The sequence below is a fragment of the Synechococcus sp. H55.7 genome, assembly GCF_047462395.1.
GTDB lineage: Bacteria > Cyanobacteriota > Cyanobacteriia > Thermostichales > Thermostichaceae > Thermostichus.
Genome location: NZ_JANSJD010000001.1, coordinates 15,603 through 31,420, shown reverse-complemented (window position 1 = coordinate 31,420; position 15,818 = coordinate 15,603). Strand labels below are relative to the sequence as shown.

Annotated in this window: 18 protein-coding genes and 1 tRNA gene; 11 read left to right on the top strand and 8 right to left on the bottom strand. The window is 60.1% G+C overall.

All coding sequences use genetic code 11. The annotated features are described in order from the left end of the window. Window positions 1-78 precede the first annotated feature (78 nt). On the top strand, window positions 79-597 hold the full coding sequence (locus tag NW851_RS00170) for a hypothetical protein (RefSeq protein WP_414332855.1): 519 nt from the start codon (window positions 79-81) through the stop codon (window positions 595-597). Between the two features lie 21 nt (window positions 598-618). Here the strand turns inward: NW851_RS00170 and hemB are convergent, their stop codons facing one another. Then, entirely contained in the window at window positions 619-1,605 is a 987-nt protein-coding gene (hemB, locus tag NW851_RS00165; RefSeq protein ID WP_414336468.1) for a porphobilinogen synthase, read from the bottom strand. A 28-nt stretch (window positions 1,606-1,633) separates the two neighbouring features. Next, window positions 1,634-2,587, bottom strand: a complete 954-nt coding sequence (locus tag NW851_RS00160; protein WP_414332859.1) for a lysophospholipase — start codon at window positions 2,585-2,587, stop codon at window positions 1,634-1,636. Between the two features lie 368 nt (window positions 2,588-2,955). On the opposite strand from NW851_RS00160, the gene NW851_RS00155 reads away from it, so the two are divergent. Further along, the gene (locus NW851_RS00155; RefSeq protein ID WP_011431538.1) at window positions 2,956-3,072 is read left to right on the top strand and encodes a photosystem II reaction center protein I; all 117 of its coding nucleotides are present in this window, start codon (window positions 2,956-2,958) and stop codon (window positions 3,070-3,072) included. Window positions 3,073-3,194: 122 nt separating this feature from the next. On the opposite strand, the gene NW851_RS00150 is transcribed toward NW851_RS00155, so the two are convergent. Further along, entirely contained in the window at window positions 3,195-3,635 is a 441-nt protein-coding gene (locus NW851_RS00150; protein ID WP_414336466.1) for a hypothetical protein, read from the bottom strand. Between the two features lie 181 nt (window positions 3,636-3,816). Then, entirely contained in the window at window positions 3,817-4,449 is a 633-nt protein-coding gene (locus tag NW851_RS00145; RefSeq protein WP_414332863.1) for a biotin transporter BioY, read from the bottom strand. Window positions 4,450-4,471: 22 nt separating this feature from the next. Here NW851_RS00145 and hisN point away from each other — a divergent pair, with 22 nt between their 5' ends. Continuing rightward, entirely contained in the window at window positions 4,472-5,320 is an 849-nt protein-coding gene (hisN, locus tag NW851_RS00140) for a histidinol-phosphatase (RefSeq protein ID WP_414336464.1), read from the top strand. On the opposite strand, the gene NW851_RS00135 is transcribed toward hisN, so the two are convergent. Continuing rightward, on the bottom strand, window positions 5,305-5,892 hold the full coding sequence (locus NW851_RS00135) for a thioredoxin family protein (protein WP_414332867.1): 588 nt from the start codon (window positions 5,890-5,892) through the stop codon (window positions 5,305-5,307). The genes hisN and NW851_RS00135 overlap by 16 nt on opposite strands. A gap of 146 nt (window positions 5,893-6,038) precedes the next feature. On the opposite strand from NW851_RS00135, the gene NW851_RS00130 reads away from it, so the two are divergent. From NW851_RS00130 to NW851_RS00120, 3 genes are all read left to right on the top strand, one after another. Further along, window positions 6,039-6,857: a TatD family hydrolase gene (locus NW851_RS00130; protein WP_414336462.1), complete on the top strand. Its 819-nt coding sequence runs from the start codon at window positions 6,039-6,041 to the stop codon at window positions 6,855-6,857. 125 nt (window positions 6,858-6,982) lie between these two features. Beyond that, window positions 6,983-9,502: a GAF domain-containing protein gene (locus NW851_RS00125; RefSeq protein WP_414336461.1), complete on the top strand. Its 2,520-nt coding sequence runs from the start codon at window positions 6,983-6,985 to the stop codon at window positions 9,500-9,502. Window positions 9,503-9,506: 4 nt separating this feature from the next. Next, on the top strand, window positions 9,507-9,920 hold the full coding sequence (locus NW851_RS00120; protein WP_414336460.1) for a DUF309 domain-containing protein: 414 nt from the start codon (window positions 9,507-9,509) through the stop codon (window positions 9,918-9,920). Here NW851_RS00120 and NW851_RS00115 read toward each other — a convergent pair whose 3' ends face one another. Next, window positions 9,921-10,085, bottom strand: a complete 165-nt coding sequence (locus NW851_RS00115; protein WP_414336459.1) for a hypothetical protein — start codon at window positions 10,083-10,085, stop codon at window positions 9,921-9,923. A gap of 47 nt (window positions 10,086-10,132) precedes the next feature. Beyond that, on the bottom strand, window positions 10,133-10,249 hold the full coding sequence (locus NW851_RS00110) for a cytochrome b6-f complex subunit PetN (protein ID WP_414336457.1): 117 nt from the start codon (window positions 10,247-10,249) through the stop codon (window positions 10,133-10,135). A 127-nt stretch (window positions 10,250-10,376) separates the two neighbouring features. Between NW851_RS00110 and NW851_RS00105 the strand changes: the two genes are divergently transcribed. Continuing rightward, window positions 10,377-10,622, top strand: coding sequence for a hypothetical protein (locus tag NW851_RS00105; protein ID WP_414332876.1), 246 nt, complete (start codon window positions 10,377-10,379; stop codon window positions 10,620-10,622). A 99-nt stretch (window positions 10,623-10,721) separates the two neighbouring features. Further along, the gene (locus NW851_RS00100) at window positions 10,722-11,282 is read left to right on the top strand and encodes an SRPBCC family protein (protein WP_414332878.1); all 561 of its coding nucleotides are present in this window, start codon (window positions 10,722-10,724) and stop codon (window positions 11,280-11,282) included. Between the two features lie 158 nt (window positions 11,283-11,440). Here NW851_RS00100 and NW851_RS00095 read toward each other — a convergent pair whose 3' ends face one another. Then, window positions 11,441-13,411, bottom strand: a complete 1,971-nt coding sequence (locus tag NW851_RS00095; protein ID WP_414336455.1) for a DICT sensory domain-containing protein — start codon at window positions 13,409-13,411, stop codon at window positions 11,441-11,443. Between the two features lie 169 nt (window positions 13,412-13,580). Between NW851_RS00095 and NW851_RS00090 the strand changes: the two genes are divergently transcribed. From NW851_RS00090 to NW851_RS00080, 3 genes are all read left to right on the top strand, one after another. After that, window positions 13,581-14,024: a 2TM domain-containing protein gene (locus NW851_RS00090; protein ID WP_414336453.1), complete on the top strand. Its 444-nt coding sequence runs from the start codon at window positions 13,581-13,583 to the stop codon at window positions 14,022-14,024. 95 nt (window positions 14,025-14,119) lie between these two features. Continuing rightward, window positions 14,120-14,190, top strand: a tRNA-Gly gene (locus NW851_RS00085). 591 nt (window positions 14,191-14,781) lie between these two features. Continuing rightward, window positions 14,782-15,783 (top strand): ABC transporter substrate-binding protein, encoded by a 1,002-nt coding sequence (locus tag NW851_RS00080; protein WP_414336451.1) that lies wholly within the window; start codon window positions 14,782-14,784, stop codon window positions 15,781-15,783. Window positions 15,784-15,818: the final 35 nt, after the last annotated feature.

Sequence of the window (15,818 nt, the reverse complement as noted above, 5' to 3'; positions counted from 1 at the left end):
GAGGCGGCTCATCGTCCCCCTATTTTCTTCCCTTCACCCGTGGCACCTCAGTCTTCCTCCCGTACTCCGGCTGGCCGCATGTCTGTGCGCGTAGAGCAGGTTGCTGGATCGCAGCTAGACATCTCCGTTGCTCCACGAGCCCATCGCTCGCAGGGATCCCTGGTTCGGGCAAGTGGGCAAGGGGATCCCGCCGCTCTCCCGGTTGCCCGCTCCTCGACTCGCTCCCGCCGGCCTGCCCACGAGCCGCAAGCCTGGGAGGTGGCCTGCCACATCGGGGTGAATGTCTTGTTTACGGCGGCTGCCCTCAGTGGTTTGTGTCGCCTCTTGCCGGTGCAGTTGGCCCAGCACCATCGGCTCCAAGTTCTGGAGCAGCACATCGAGGTCTTGTCCAACCGGATTTCTCGGCTGCAGGAGGGGGTGGATCGCGGCATGGATCCCTTGCAACGAGAGGCCCTGATCAAGGAACGTCTGAATCGGGTGCCGCCCAATCAAATTCAGGTGCGCTTGGTGGATCCCAGTACTTTGGTAGCCGACGAGGAGAAGAACATCCCTCCTTCCTGGATCGGGCAGTTCCGTCAGCCGCCTGCCAGGCCATAGACTGCCGCTGGCTAGAATTACCTAGGATTGTTTGAGAAGCAAGGCCAACTCTTTGGCAAAGTAGGTGAGGATGATGTCGGCACCGGCCCGCTTCATGGCCAAGAGCGATTCCATCATCACTTTTTTGCCGTCGATCCAGCCCTTTTGTTCGGCAGCCTTGATCATGGCGTACTCGCCGCTGACGTTGTAGGCGGCCACGGGCAGATCCGTTGCTTCCTTGACCCGATAGATGATGTCTAAGTAGGCCAAGGCCGGCTTTACCATCACCATGTCTGCCCCCTCGGCTTCGTCCAGCTCCACCTCTTTAATGGCTTCGCGGGCGTTGGCGGGATCCATTTGATAGGTTTTTTTGTCTCCCGACTTGGGCGCGGATCCCAGGGCATCGCGAAAAGGGCCGTAGAAGGCAGAGGCATATTTGGCGGAGTAGGCCAGAATGGCTACGTCGGTGTAGCCTTGGCTATCCAGAGCCTCCCGAATGGCGCCGACACGGCCGTCCATCATGTCGGAGGGGGCCACGATATCGGTTCCCGCTTCCGCCTGGGAGAGAGCCTGCTTAATCAGAACTTCTACCGTCTCATCGTTGAGGATCACCCCGTCCCGCACAATGCCATCGTGGCCGTCGCTGTTGTAGGGATCCAGAGCCACATCCGTCACCACCAAGATCTGGGGGATCTCCTGCTTGATCCGCCGCACCGCCCGCTGGATCAAGCCTTCCGGGTTGAAGCACTCCCGCCCGGTGGGATCCTTTTTCTCTTCCGGCACCACCGGGAACAAAGCCACCGCCAGGATCCCCAAGTTGGCTGCTTCCTCCACCTCCTTGAGGAGCAGATCCAGGGTGTAGCGGTAGCAGCCGGGCATCGACTCTACTTCCTGCCGCTGGTTCTCCCCTTCCATGACAAACAGGGGATAGATCAAATCCTGCACCCGCAGGTGGGTTTCCTGAACCATCTGGCGCAGGGCTTCGGTGCGCCGCAGCCGACGGGGACGGTAGATCAAGTCTTGGCTCATGAGAGCAGCAAAGAAAAAGAGGGCGTCTCTATTTTGCCATGAGGTCGGCGGGGGCCGAGGTGCTCGTCGGGGGAGAGAGGCGATAGCCAGGGCAAGGGGGGAAATGGCGGGCCAGCCAGCAGCGGAGAGTCTCCTTGACAGCTTCGGCTTGGCAGTCGTGCAAAAGGTCGTGGCGCGATTGGGGAAAATCGTGGATCTCACCGTTGGGGAGCCGACAGGCAAAATCCACAGCGCCGGCAGGATTGACGACAATGTCGGCAGAGGTGTAGAGCAGCAAAACCGGCAGCTCCAGCCGATGGGCTTGCTCGAGGCAGCGCCGCCCGCTGCGCACCAGTTCGGCTGTAAATCTGGCCCGCGTTACCCCACACACATAGGGATCTGCCGCAAAGGCGGCCTGCTGCGCTGGCAAGGAAGTCACCCGTGCCGGATCGTAAAGGCCGGTCAAGGCCAACTGGGGAACAACCCTGTCCAACACCTGCAGAAGGGCGTAGGTCAAGGGGGTGAAATAGTGGTCGATGCGGAAGGCCGGAGAGATCAAGATCAAGCCCTGCACCTGCTCAGGATGGGCAAGGGCATATTCCGTAACCCAATTGGCCCCCGCGCTGTACCCACACCAGATCTGCGGGATCCTCTTCTGCGGCCAGACCTGCTGAGTGATCTCCTCCAGATCCGCCTGGTATTGGCCGAAGCGGTCGATCCAGCAGCGGATGCCGCCGGAGCGGCCAAATCCCCGCATATCCGGGGCCAAAACCTCCCATCCCTGGGCAGCTAATTCCTCCGCCAAGGGTTCAAACCCGCCGCCGTGATCCCCTTTGCCGTGCAACAGCAACACCCGCCCACAAGGGGATCCCTGCGGCCAGTGGCGCAAAAAGGCCGGCATCCCGTCCGCCAGCAACACCTCCTGAGATCGACAGATCCCCGGCGAAGGTTGCGGCTGACCCCCATCCAGAGCTCCTAAGTTGCCCAACCGATCAGAAGGCATGGTTAAATCCAATACACATCCGGCAAGACCTGGCAAAGCCGCAGACCTTGTCCTTCTATATTCCGGTCGCCCACGGGCGCCGCAATCTTTCTTTCCAGTCTCAAATATTTCTTAACAATCTTTGCTCTTGCCGGGGATCCCTGTCAGGCCAGGCTGCGTGGCCTTTGGCGGGGGCGTAATGGGAGGATCTTTCGGGGCAAAGCGGGGCCAATGGCGGGAAAGGGAACCGCCGGGAGGTATGATGTTGTGAAGAAGTTTTGCAAAGCCTCAGGTTGGACGGGATCCCGTCGCTGTGGCTATTTGCCCTTGCCTTACCATTGCCTTATCGCTTCCTCGGTTCATTCAGTCGGAAACAGGTTGCTGAAACTATGCTGTTACTGAAAATCTCTGTTTACGCGGTTGTCATCTTTTTTGTTGGGCTTTTTGTGTTTGGCTTTTTGAGCAACGACCCCGCCCGTAACCCCAACCGGCGGGACATGGAGTGAGGGATCCGGGCAGCTTGCGAGCTGCGAAAATAAAATAGCCATCTCCTGAGGGGGGTGCTCGGTATTGGGCATTCCCCCTCAGATTCATAAAGTTCCCAACCCAACCTGGCAGCCGGAATTGTTTACTGGAAGGCGGTAATCAGCAGCGTTTGGGAGCCGGAGCGGTTTTGCTGGTCATAGGCGGTGATCCGGAACTGCCAAATGCCCACAGGATCCCCGGCGGCGACGCGGAAGTCGGTGATGAAGCTACAAAAGGTGGCTCCGGGAGCGCAGTTAGCCTGTTGCGGGCTGAAGAACTCCCGCTGCACGCGCACGCCATTGGGGTTAAACGTTTCCAGCTCAACAAATTGCGTTGGGCGGGCGCCGCCGGGCACACTCACCTGCACCGTAAAAGCCGGTGTGGAGGTGCCCACCCGCACAGAAGTGGGCGCATTGATCAACGAAACCGTTGGGCTTTGGGGGGGAGTGATGATCGTGCCCCCGGAGCTGCCGCCATCTCCACAGGCAGCCAGCCCAGTCGCCAAAAGGCCAGTGGCCAAAAGGGTCAGAGCAGTCCGTTGCATTCCTCTGTTCTCCTCACAAAAATCTGATCGATCCTCGCCGGTTGGATAAGCATCTACCCGCCTCAGGAATTGCCGTTGGGAGCAGCACCACTCTAGGCTACTTTCTGTTGCCGTAGCCTGGGGAAAGATGCGCTTCCACCCAAATCTGCATGGGCTTTTGTGCACAGTTGGCTCCCCTGCTTCAGAGCAGCAGTAAGCGCCGCAGCAGCACCGCCATCACCGCGGCAAAGCTGGCCACAATGAGCTGTCCCGGCAGGGTATAGCCTGAGTAAAGCCTGATCAACCTCAGCAACTCCTGGTTCCAGGGTTGCGTGGCCAAAAGATAGACAATCCCGGTCAGGTGAATCAAGGCCAAAGCCACCAAGCTGCCGGATCCCAGCTCCTGGAGGCCCACCGGGGGGGCTGCCAGCCTCTTGACAGCGGCAGTGCGTTGGCGGACAGAGGAAGAAGGAAGCGAATGGGGATCCCGTTGCCGAAACGCAATCGTCCCGCAGGCCCAGGCAGCCGGCAAAAAACCCAACAAGTAGCCAAAGGTGGGCTGGTGCAGGTACTGCCACCCTCCCCCCTGGGCAAACACCTGCAACCCCGCCAGCCCCAGCCCCAAGTAGACGATCTGGGCGCACACCGCCGCCACCGGCCCCGCCAAACAAGCCGTCAGCAGCACGCCCCCGATTTGCAGCGAGAAGCTATATCCCCCCAGCCCAGGCAGCTCCGGCGGAAAACTCAGATGGGTCAGGGTGCCCAAAATGGTCAGGATCACCCCAATCGCCGTCCAGAGCCATTCCAGAGGAGTCAAAAGCAGGCCAGACCGCATAACCGGGGAGAAATCTTTCCTTATGCTAAAAGAGGAAACGCGCAGGTGCGGTGGGCAAAAGGTGGTCAAAACAGAATGGATTGAACTGGCACAGGCCCTGGCCGATGCTGCCGGAGCAGTGATCCGCCCCTTGTTTCGCGGAGAGCTGCAAGCGGAATACAAAGAAGCCCGCTCCCCCATTGTGACGGTGGCTGACCGGGAGGCAGAACAGGCGATGCGGGCTTTGCTCATGGCCCAGGTGCCGCAACACAGCATCCTTGGCGAGGAGTTTGGCTTTCACCAGACGGGATCCCCTTACACCTGGGTTCTGGATCCCTTGGATGGCACCATTGCCTTTTCCACCGGCAAGCCCACCTTTGCCACCCTGATCGCCCTCTTGGAAGAGGATCGCCCCGTTCTGGGCATCATCGATCAACCGGTGTTGCGCGAGCGCTGGCTGGGGGTGCAGGGAGAACCCACCCAGTGGATTACTCCCTCTTGCCGACGACCCGCCCAGACCAAAACCAACAGCGACCTCAGCCGCGCCTACTTGAGCTGTACCACCCCTGATTTGTTCGCCCACCCCGACCAACAACGGCGTTTCCAGCAGCTCAGTCGAGCAGTACACATCACCTCCTATGGCGGCGACGGCTACCAGTACGGCCTGTTGGCCAGCGGCTGTGTGGATCTGGTGCTGGAGTGTGGCCTCGCCCTCTACGATTTTGCCGCCCTTGTGCCGGTGATCGAGGGATCCGGCGGCGTGATTACTGATTGGTCGGGGGAGCCCCTAACCCGCACCTCTAGGGGAGAAGTGCTGGCGGCGGCCAACCCCAGCTTGCATCGCCAGGCCCTGGCCGCAATTCAAAAAAACGGGAGCTACCCACCAAAATAAGCAGGCTCATTGCCGGGCTTCCACTTGATGTTGCAGCCGAGGCTGGGCTTTTGGTCAGGATCGATGGGCTTGCCCGCCAGCAGGTTATCCAGCGCCGCCCGCAAGTCTTTGCCCGTCACCGGCACATCCGTCAGGCTGGGGCGGCTGTCGTCCAGTTGGCCGCGGTAGACCAGCTTGCGCTCCGCATCGAACAGGAAAAAGTCGGGGGTGCAGGCAGCGCTAAAGGCTTTGGCCACTTCTTGGCTTTCGTCGTAGCAGAAGGGAAAGGTAAAGCCCAAGGTCTCGGCCATCTTCTTCAAGTTCTCGGGGCTGTCGTCGGGGTATTTCTCCACATCGTTGGCGCTGATGGCTACAATGCCGACGCCGCGATCCTTGTAATCTCTGCCAATGCGGGCCAGCTCTTCTTGCACGTGCTTCACATAGGGGCAGTGCTGGCAGATGAACATCACCAGCAAAGCGGGCTTGTCGGCAAAAGTAGAGAGGGAAATGGTTTGGCCGCTCACCACATCCGGCAGGCTGAAGTCAGGGGCCGGGGTGCCCAAAGGCAGCATGGTCGAGGGAGTACGGGCCATAGCAAGCCTCCAACTGTGAACTTTCTGGATCATCCTCATGCTCCCATAGGAATGGGCGGAACGGGATCCCTGCGCTCCAAACCAGCCGGGAACCGCTTTTACAATTGGATAGAGTCTGCAACACTATTTTGTTCGGGAGCTGAGCCTTGAGCACCGCCGTCTTGCCCGCTGCCCCTCTGGTGGACACCCACGTCCACTTGAACTATCCCGACTTTACAGACGATCTACCGCAGGTGGCCGAGCGCTGGCGCCAGGCCGGGATCCGGCAACTGGTGCACTCCTGTGTAACGCCAGCAGAGTTTCCCCAGTTGCAGGCCATTGCCGACCAGTACGCCGAAGTCTTCTTGTCGGTGGGGCTGCATCCTCTGGAGGCGCGCCAGTGGCAGCCGGATCTGGCCGAAAAGATCGCCCAGTTGGCCGCCAGCGACACGCGGGTGGTGGCCGTCGGGGAGACGGGCTTAGATTTTTACAAATCCGACCCGGCGGACATCGAGCGGCAACAAGAATCCTTCCGCGCCCACATTGCCATTGCCCAGGAGCAGGATTTGGCCCTGATCGTCCATTGCCGCGAGGCGGCAGCAGCCACCTATGAGATTCTCCAAGAGGCCCTGGCCACAGGGGGGCCGCTGCGGGTGGTGATGCACTGCTGGAGCGGATCCCCGGAGGAGACGCGGCTGTTTGTGGAGATGGGCTGCTTCATCAGCTTTAGCGGCATCGTGACCTTCAAGAACGCCGAGACCGTGCGCCGGTCGGCCTTGGAGGTGCCCTTGTCCCAGCTTTTGGTGGAAACCGATTGCCCTTTTTTGGCCCCCACCCCTTTCCGCGGCAAGCGCAACGAGCCGGCCTACGTGCAGCGGGTGGCCCAAACCCTGGCGGAGCTGTTGCGGATCCCCTTGGAAGACCTGGCCCAACAGACCAGCCAAAATGCCGCCCGCCTCTTCCGCCTGCCCCAGCCCCCTTTGTGAAGGAGAGTGGAGAACTTTTGAATTCCTTAAGCTTTTCCCTTGCGGCTCTGTAACTTCCCGGCAGGGGGCGTTATCGTGAAAGAGGGAGTGTAGCTTTCAATACTTCTGCGCTTCCTTATGTAGAGATGGCTATGGAGAACTTGGCCCCTGCAGCCTGTACCAGCCGGGATGCCCTCATCAACCGCATTACCCACCAGATCCGGCAATCTTTGGAGCTGGATCAGATCCTGAGGGCAACGGTGGAGGAGGTGCGCGCCTTTTTGGGCACGGATCGGGTCAAGGTGTACCGCTTCGACCCGGAAGGTCATGGAACGGTGGTGGCGGAAGCTCGACAAGCTGAGCGGCTGCCCTCTCTCCTGGGTTTGACTTTTCCGGCGGGGGATATTCCTGAGCAAGCGCGGCAGCTGTTTCGCCTGGCCCAGGTGCGGGTCATCGTGGATGTGGAGGGCCAGACCCGCTCCCTCAGCCAGCCGGAGCCACTGGGCCGCTTTGCCCAGGCCCAGCCTTTGCCTCTAGGAGAGGTGCCGCAGCGGCCGGTGGATCCCTGCCATGCCCATTACCTCAAGTGTATGGGGGTGGCCTCTTCCCTGGTGGTGCCCCTCCTGCATCACCAGCAATTGTGGGGGCTCTTGGTCTCCCACCACACCGAGCCGCGCTCCTACTCTGCTGAGGAGCTGCAGGTGGTGCAGTTGGTGGCGGATCAGGTGTCGATTGCCATTGCCCAGGCGGAATTGCTGGAGCAGGCGCGGCGGAAGGCGCAGCAGGAACGCTTGATTAACCAAATTGCGGCGCTGGTGTACTCGCCGCTTCACCCCGAAACCACCCTGAGCACCGTCCTGGAGCAGCTTACCGCCCAGCTCCAAGGGATCGGGGCGCGGCTGCGCATCCAGTTCATGGGCTTGGAGACTCTCCACTGCTATGGGAGCCAGCCGCCGGCAGGATACGACGCCTGGCTGCAGGAGCAGGTGGGAAGAGGCAAGTCGGCAGGGGACGGGGTGAGAACCTGGTCGCTTTCGCAATTGGAGAAGTGGCCAGAACTGCGGTCGCAGGTGCAGCAGACGCCCATCCGCGGGCTGCTGGCGGTGCCGCTGCTTTGGAACGAGCAGGTGGTGGGCTGGCTGAGCGTGTTTCGTGGCGCCATCTGCCAAGAGACCCACTGGGCCGGCTACCGCTGGCCCGCCCAAGGGGAAGGTTGGGAGGATCCCCGTCAACAACTGCCCTTGATCTCTTTTGCCGCCTGGCGGGAGCTGAAAATTGACGAGCCCAAGGCTTGGTCGGCCCCAGAGCTGGAGCTCGTCAGCCGCGCTGCCGTGCACCTGGCCCTCTCGATCACGCAAAACCAGCTCTACCGGCAGTTGCAAGATCTCAACGCCCGTCTGGAGCAGGAGGTGCAGGAGCGGACGGCGGCCCTGCAGCGCTCTCTAGCAATGGATGCCCTCTTGCAGCGGGTCACCGACCAGGTGCGCACCACCCTGGACGAAGCCCAGATCCTGCGGGCAGTGGTGCAGGAGTTGGCTCTGGGGCTGCCCATCCAAGGCTGCGATCTCTGTCTCTACGATCCGGAAGCCGGCCAGGCCACGGTGCGCTACGAATACACCGCCGCCCTGCCGCCCGCCGGCGGGATCGCTCTAACCCTAGCCGACTACCCGGATCTCTACCGGCAACTGCAAAGGGGGCAAGCGGCGCAACTGTGCCATTTGTCGGGGCAAAGCTGGATCCCGCGGCGGGAAGGGCTGACCCTGCTGGTATGTCCGCTGCGGGAGGATCAGGCCGTGTTGGGCGATCTGTGGTTGGCCAAGCCGGCAGACGAGTGCTTCTCTGAGCTGGAGGTGCGGGTGGTGCAGCAGGTGGCGGATCACTGTGCCATCGCCATCCGCCAGGCCCGTCTCTACCAGGCCTCGGTGCAGCAAATCAGCGAGCTGGAACGCCTCAACCGCCTCAAAGATGATTTCTTGAGCACCGTCTCCCACGAGCTGCGCACCCCCATCACCAACATGAAAATGGCCATCCAACTGCTGAAAATGGCCCGCACCCCGCAAAAACGGGAGCAATACTTGCAAATCCTGGAGCAGGAGTGCGAGCGCGAGGCGGAATTGGTCAGCGATCTGCTGGATCTGCAGCGGCTGGAGCAGGGATCCAAGCCCCTTCATCTCGAAGAAGTGTCCCTGGCCGCCTGGCTGCCCACTGTGCTCCAGCCCTTTGTGCAGCGGGCCCAGGCCAATCAGCAACAGTTGCGGTGGCAGATTGACCCAGCGGTGGGCAAGGTGGTGACGGATCAGGTGGGTCTGGAGCGGGTGGTGCAGGAGCTGGTCAACAACGCCTGCAAGTACACCCCGCCTCACCACCGCATCACGGTGACGGCGCGCCGCCTCAGCCCTGAACAAGTGCAAATTCGGGTTATCAACGAGGGGGTGGAGATCCCCCGCAGCGAGTGGGAGCGCATTTTTGAGAAGTTCTACCGCATCCCCAGCGGGGATCCCTGGAAGCGGGGCGGCACCGGCCTGGGGCTGGCTTTGGTTAAGCAGTGGATGCAGCGGCTGGGGGGCAGCGTCTCTATAGAAAGCGGCCAGGGCAAGACCTGCTTTACCCTGGTGTTGCCGCAGGGATCCCTGCAGCAGCCGCCCCTGAGTCGCAACTGTGCCTAGACCCATGAGTAATTGCCACCCAGAAGCGCTGCAACGGGCGGTTGAGCAATTCAACCGGGGGGAATTCTACGCCTGCCACGACACTCTGGAGGCGCTGTGGATGGAAGCGGTGGATCCGGAGCGGCGCTTCTACCAGGGGCTGTTGCAAACCGCCGTGGCCTACTACCACCTGCAAAACGGCAACCGCCGCGGCTGCATGATCCTGCTGGGGGAGGCCAACCGCAAGCTGGCCGATTTTCTGCCCACCTACGCCGGCTACAACCTGCAAGCTCTCTGGGAAGCCAACCAGAGTCTCCTGCAAGAGCTCTTTTGCCTCCAGCCTGAGGATCCCTTGCCCTGGGTGGCCCCTCCTGTCCTGAGAACCGTTGACGACAGGCCCGATCGCGAGGCTTCTTGGAATCTCCCAGAACCCCAGTAGCTACCGACGCTTGGAGCGACGAGCTTGCCGTTCTGCCTCGCTGCGCCGCCGCCGATCCCGCCAGTCGATAAAGGTGATGTAGCCAACGCCCACAGTGACAGCCGTCAAGAGCAAAAAGATGCTGCCGTAGGCGAGGCGGACAACCCAGGGCAAGTCAATTTCCATAGAGCAGGACGAAGTCTTTTAGCAACAACAGGGCCAGGCGGGATCCACTACATGCCGTTACGGCCCCAGACCACAAAGGCAATGGAAAGGGCAAAGAAAGCAGCAACGGCAACCCAGCCAAAGGTGATGATGTCCATAGATCTAGCCAAGCAAAGAAGGCTCATCGGGGTGATCCCATTTTACGGGATGGGATCCCTTGTCAACGGACATTTGCGAGCACCTTATTCTCAGTTCAAACTGGCTACAGTGGGGTCAAATCCAAAACATCTGAGCCAAACGAGGGGGGATCCGATGGTACTGGAGACATTGCCGCTGGTGGCCGCGGTGGCCATCGCCATTTTTGTGCTGGTTTTCTGGGTGCGGGTGGTTCGGGAGGCCATCTGGACGGCGGTGGGGATCGTAGTCCTCCTGGCCGTGCTGTACGTGGTCTTTAGGATTGGCCCGCGGCAGGTGCTGCAAGAGCTGCGGGATCCCTTTGCTCTTCTGGATCAAGTGTGGCAGGTAATCGTCGCCTGGTTCCAGGCCCTTTTCCCCTAGTGCGCTATCTGATGCACAATTACAATGGACTGGGCCTGGGTTGGGGCTGCTGGCCCTTCTCCTTTGCTCTGCAAGTCTGACGCGCTCCGATTGCTGGCCATGCCTTCCGACTCCCCACAGGATCCCCAACAAGGGCACCTAGACCCTGCCCTGGAAGACGGGATCCCAGTTCCCGAAGACATCCAGGTGGAGGTGGAGGACTTGGGGGAGCGCTGCCGCCATGTGCAGGGCCGCGTCCTCATCCCGGTGGAGCGGCAGTGGGTTTGGCAGGTTTTAACCGATTACGACCATCTGGCGGAGTTCATTCCCAACTTGGTGGAAAGCCGCCTCCTCGGCAGCGAGAATGGCCGCAAACTGGTGCGCCAGGTGGGATCCCAGAAGGTTTTATTTGCCCGCTTTTCGGCGGCAGTGGTGCTGGCCATTGAAGAAATCTTTCCCCACCAGCTTCGCTTCCAGGAGGTGGAAGGGGATTTTCTCCTTTTCGAGGGGTTTTGGGAACTGGCCGAGTGGCTAAACCATCAAACTTTGCTCACCTACCACTTGCAGGTGAAGCCGCCGCGTCGCATGCCGGTCGGCCTGGTGGAACGGCGCCTCCGCCGGGACTTGGCCTTTAACCTCCAGGCGATTCGGGAGCGCTGCCTGAGTCTATGTTCCCAATAGGGTGTGCCATCCCTCACCCCCAGCCCCTCTCCCAAAGGGAGAGGGGAGCTACGGATCTAGGCCAGAGCTTTGCGGCAGCCTGATTTGTTGGATATTGGCAGTTTACATTTGCCGGCTGGGATCCCAGGTTAGCGCAGCAGACCTTCACTTCTTAGGGTTCAGGCGGCCATCGAGGGTTGTCTTTGGGTTTGTGGGTTGGCTATCGGCAGGGTGAAGTGGAAGGCACTGCCCTGGTTGATCCCTCCCGATTCGGCCCAGATGCGCCCCCCCATCGCCTCGATGATCAGCCGGCAGATGGCCAGCCCCAAGCCCGTCCCGCCCACAGAACGGCGCAGGGATCCCTCTGCCTGGTAAAACCGCTCGAAAATGACCTGTAAGCGCTCCGGTTCAATGCCGCGTCCACTGTCGGCCACAGTAAATCTCACCATCGCTTCTCCAGGTTCGCCGGCTGATGGCTCCACCTCTGCCCGGATCCAGATCCGCCCGCTGGGAGGAGTAAACTTGCAGGCATTGTCCAACAGCTTGCGCAAGACCTCCACCAGCCATTCCCCATCCGCCTTGACCATCGGCAGCCGTCTGGGCAGCGCCTGCTCGATGGTGGGTAACTCCTCGTGCCGCCGTCGCGCTTTGACGTTGCTCAGGGCCAGCTCCACGCATTCTTGGGCAGACAACGGCTCGATATGCCAGCGAACGCGACCGCTTTCCAGCTTGGAGAGGGTGAGAAAATCCTGCACCAACTCCCGCAGCCGACCGGCATCTTGCAGAGCCGCATTCAACATCTCCTGGCGCATCTCCAAGGGCATATGAGGATCGCTGGCCAACGACTCCAGACACACTTGAATGGTGGACAAAGGGGTGCGCAGCTCGTGCCCGATCACAGCGATCAGCTCCGACTTGGCCCGATCCAGATCCTGCAATTGGCGATTCAGCTCTTCCAGGTGCTGGTAGGCTTCTGCCTGTAAGAGGGCCACCCCCACTTGATTGGCAATGGCTTCTGCCAACTCCAGAGTGGCCGGCTGCCAGCGGCGAGGGTGTTCGTGGTGCAGCTCCAATAGGCCCAGCAACCGCCCCTGATAGAGAATCGGCAGAGCCACCCAAGCGCGAATTTGGGCCGGCTGCCACAGCTCCGGCAGGCAATGCAGACGCGGATCCTTCTGGCTGTCCTCGCAACACACCAGGTGTGCTGAGGCCATTGCCTCCTGCAGAAAAGGGTTGCTTTGCACGGGCCAGAGGGATCCCTTGAGGCTGCCCATTCTCAGGGTGTGATACTCGTGCTCGATCTGGACAGCAGGAACCTGGCCATCGTAGCGGTAGATCAAACAGCGCCCCACTCCTGCCGCTTGCCCCAGTTCCTGCACCGCAATGGTCAGGATATCGCCGGGATGCAAAGACTGGCGAATGGCGCTGCTGATGCGGTTGATCAAGCGTTCCTTGCGCTCTTGAGCCTGAATGGTGCGATAGGCCCGCTGCAGCTTGTATTGCCCTGCCTGAAGATAGGTGATCAGCCGCTCGGTGAAGGGCCCTGGATTCAGTTGACTGGCAGAGTTTTGCAGGGATCCCTCCAGATGCTGGCGGATCGGCTCCAAGCGAGGGGCCAGATCTGGACGGTAACCGAGGATCTTGGGCAGCAGTGCCAAAGCCGCCTGGGCGGCGACCAGGCGATCAAACGACCAGACGCCATCGAACTGTCGGGCTGCGTCCATATCGCTGCCTTGCCAGGGCCGCTCCCGACACACTAAGCAGGTGGTGTAGTGGGCATCGATGACGATCAAATGCCACTCCTGGGCCAGCGGATCCTCGAGATTCACAGGAATAAAGTGAGGGAGCAGGTCGGCCTGAGTCCAATCGGTCTCGGGACTGGCCAGCACAAACACATCTTGGGCAACCGCGCTGATGCGACGGTAGCGCCGCGCCTCCTGGCGGTAGTAGCGCTCTTTTTGAAAATTGGCGAACACCCACGGGGATCCCTGACCTTGCAACACCTGATCCTCGATGGCACGGCTAAGGGCAACCAGAGAAGACTTGAAATAAAGCTGCGGGCGCAGATGGGGCACGGCCTGTAGCAGATCGCTCAATAGGGAAGTCCGACTCTGACGGCTCTGGCGGGATCTAGGGCGGGTAGAAGTCATAGCCCTATTGGCAAGTTCGGTTGGCAAGGAGTAACTTAGCCGTGGAGAAAGCGCCTGGGGGGCTGGCCTAGGTTTAGTCTAGCGGTTGGCTTCTGCAGCAAGGCGAACTTAACGAGCTGCAAGATCTGGCTAACTTGGACTAAGAATTGTAAAGTTGCGTGTAGACTCAATGTCGGGATCCCGGTACAGCCAAGAAGACGTGCAGCAGATCCTCCAGCGGGCCATTGCCCGCCAGCCGCGCCTGGGCGAGTTTACCCGCGCCCAGTTGCAGGAGATGGCCGCCGAACTGGGGATCTCACCCCAAGAGCTGGACCTAGCCGAACAGGAATGGAAGGCTTGGCAAGAGCTGAACAACCAGCATCGCGAGTTCCAGCGCTACCGCCGTCGGCAGTTTTACCAGTTGCTGGGCCGATATGCAATTGTCAACAGCTTTCTGCTGGGCTTGGACTGGCTTTCCGGCGGGGGGCTATCTTGGTCGCTGTTTATACTCATGGGCTGGGGCTTGACAGTTTCTCTTAAGGGCTGGAACGCCTACCAGACGGAGGGGGAACGCTACGAGAAAGAGTTTCGCCAGTGGCAGAAGAAACGTAAGAAGCAGCTCCAGCGTCGATGAGAAACATCTCGTCTCTCTGCTTTGAGCAGAGGTGGTCTTAGAAAGAGGCTAGCGGCAAATGCTAGTATAGGTACTTGGCAGAGGCAGATGCCTGTGCGGGCGTAGTTTAATGGTAAAACCGCAGTCTTCCAAACTGCTGTTGTCGGTTCGATTCCGTCCGCCCGCTTCCCACCACCCAAAGCCATAAACCCGCTCCAGATAAGCACTTCCAGTCTCGACCCTCAGTCGAGAGTGGGTGGAGTTTGGGGTAAAAGGGGGTAAATTGGGTGCGTAGGGTGATCGCAACTTGATCGCAACTTAACCAGCATGGAGAAGGACATCATTCACTTCGGTACGGATAAAGGTAAGATCCGCTTGCTCTGGACGTACCGAGGCAAACGCTACGGCTTGTCCACCGGCATTCCCGACAGTGCGGCAGGGCGGCGGGTGAAGTCGGAAGCTGGTTGTCTTGGTTGAGCTTCTCGATGAGGAGTTGGATGAAGAAGCTGCTTTCAGATCCCTGCGGCCGAAGTATAAAGACAGCATAGCTGTTGAACCAAAATGCGCTCCTTCCTCCCACAATCTGACCGGCAACTTTTTGTTAATCAAAGCTTAATCCCAAAATAACTTGCAGATAACTTTTGGATCATTGTTGTTGAGGTATAGATATTCTGAGCTGTACTCCACCCCGGAAATAAGGGAAAATCCGATGTGCCAGATCGGCAGTAAAGTGAGAGTGAACACAAGACCCAATTTCGGAGTGGTTAGGAGAATCGCCGTGCGTCCTCTATCTCTGTTGGCGGTGCTTTGCAGCGTGGCTTTTGCCCAGCCTTTTGCGTGGGGATCCCTGAACCCAGCCTGGGCCAAGCCTTCCGGGACATTGCGCTTGTACACTTCCCAACCCGATGCAGACGCTCAGAAAACCGTGGCTGCGTTTCGAGAAGTTTATCCAGAAGTTTCCGTGGAGATCTTTCGCTCCGGCACCGAGGAGGTGATCAGCCGCTTTTTGCTGGAAGCAGAAAAGGGCAGTTCCCAAGCCGATGTGTTGCTGGTGGCCGATGCGCCTACTTTTGAGTTGCTGAAATCCCGCAATTTGCTGGAGTCCTACTGCAGCCCTGAAGCCAAGGCCATCGCCGCCACCTACTACGATCCAGACTGCCGCTACTTCGGCACCAAGATCCTGGCCACGGTGATCGTTTACAACACGGCCAAAGCCCAGCCTGTCGATAGCTGGGCAGCCCTAGCCCAGGTTCCGGAAGGCCAGCTGGTGATGCCCAGCCCCACCTATTCGGGTGCTGCCGCCTACAATTTGGGGGTGATCACCCGTACCCCCGGCCTGGGCTGGGAGTGGTACGAAGCGCTGAAAAAGAACAAAACTGTGCTGGTGCAGGGCAATGGCGCTGTCGCCCGCAACGTCGCCGGTGGCGAACAAAGCTACGGCATGGTGGTGGACTTTCTTGCCATTCGCAGCCGCAACGAGGGATCCCCGGTGGAGGTAGTTTATCCCAAGGAGGGCGTGCCGGTGATTACCGAGCCGGTGGGAATTGTAAAAGGAACGCCCAACCTGGAAGCTGCCCAGGCTTTTGTGGACTTCTTGCTGTCTCAGAAGGGGCAGGAGGTCGCTGCTGAGATGGGCTACATGCCGCTGCGGCAGGGTGTGACGCCGCCAAAAGGTTTCCCCGCTTTGAGCGAGCTGAAGATCTTGAGCGCCCCGGCAGCGGAGTTGGCCAAAAGCCGCGAAGCCGACAAGGCCCGCTTTGCCAAGTTGTTTGAGGAATAGGTGGGATCTAAGGGCGTGGTCTAACGTTTCTGGGG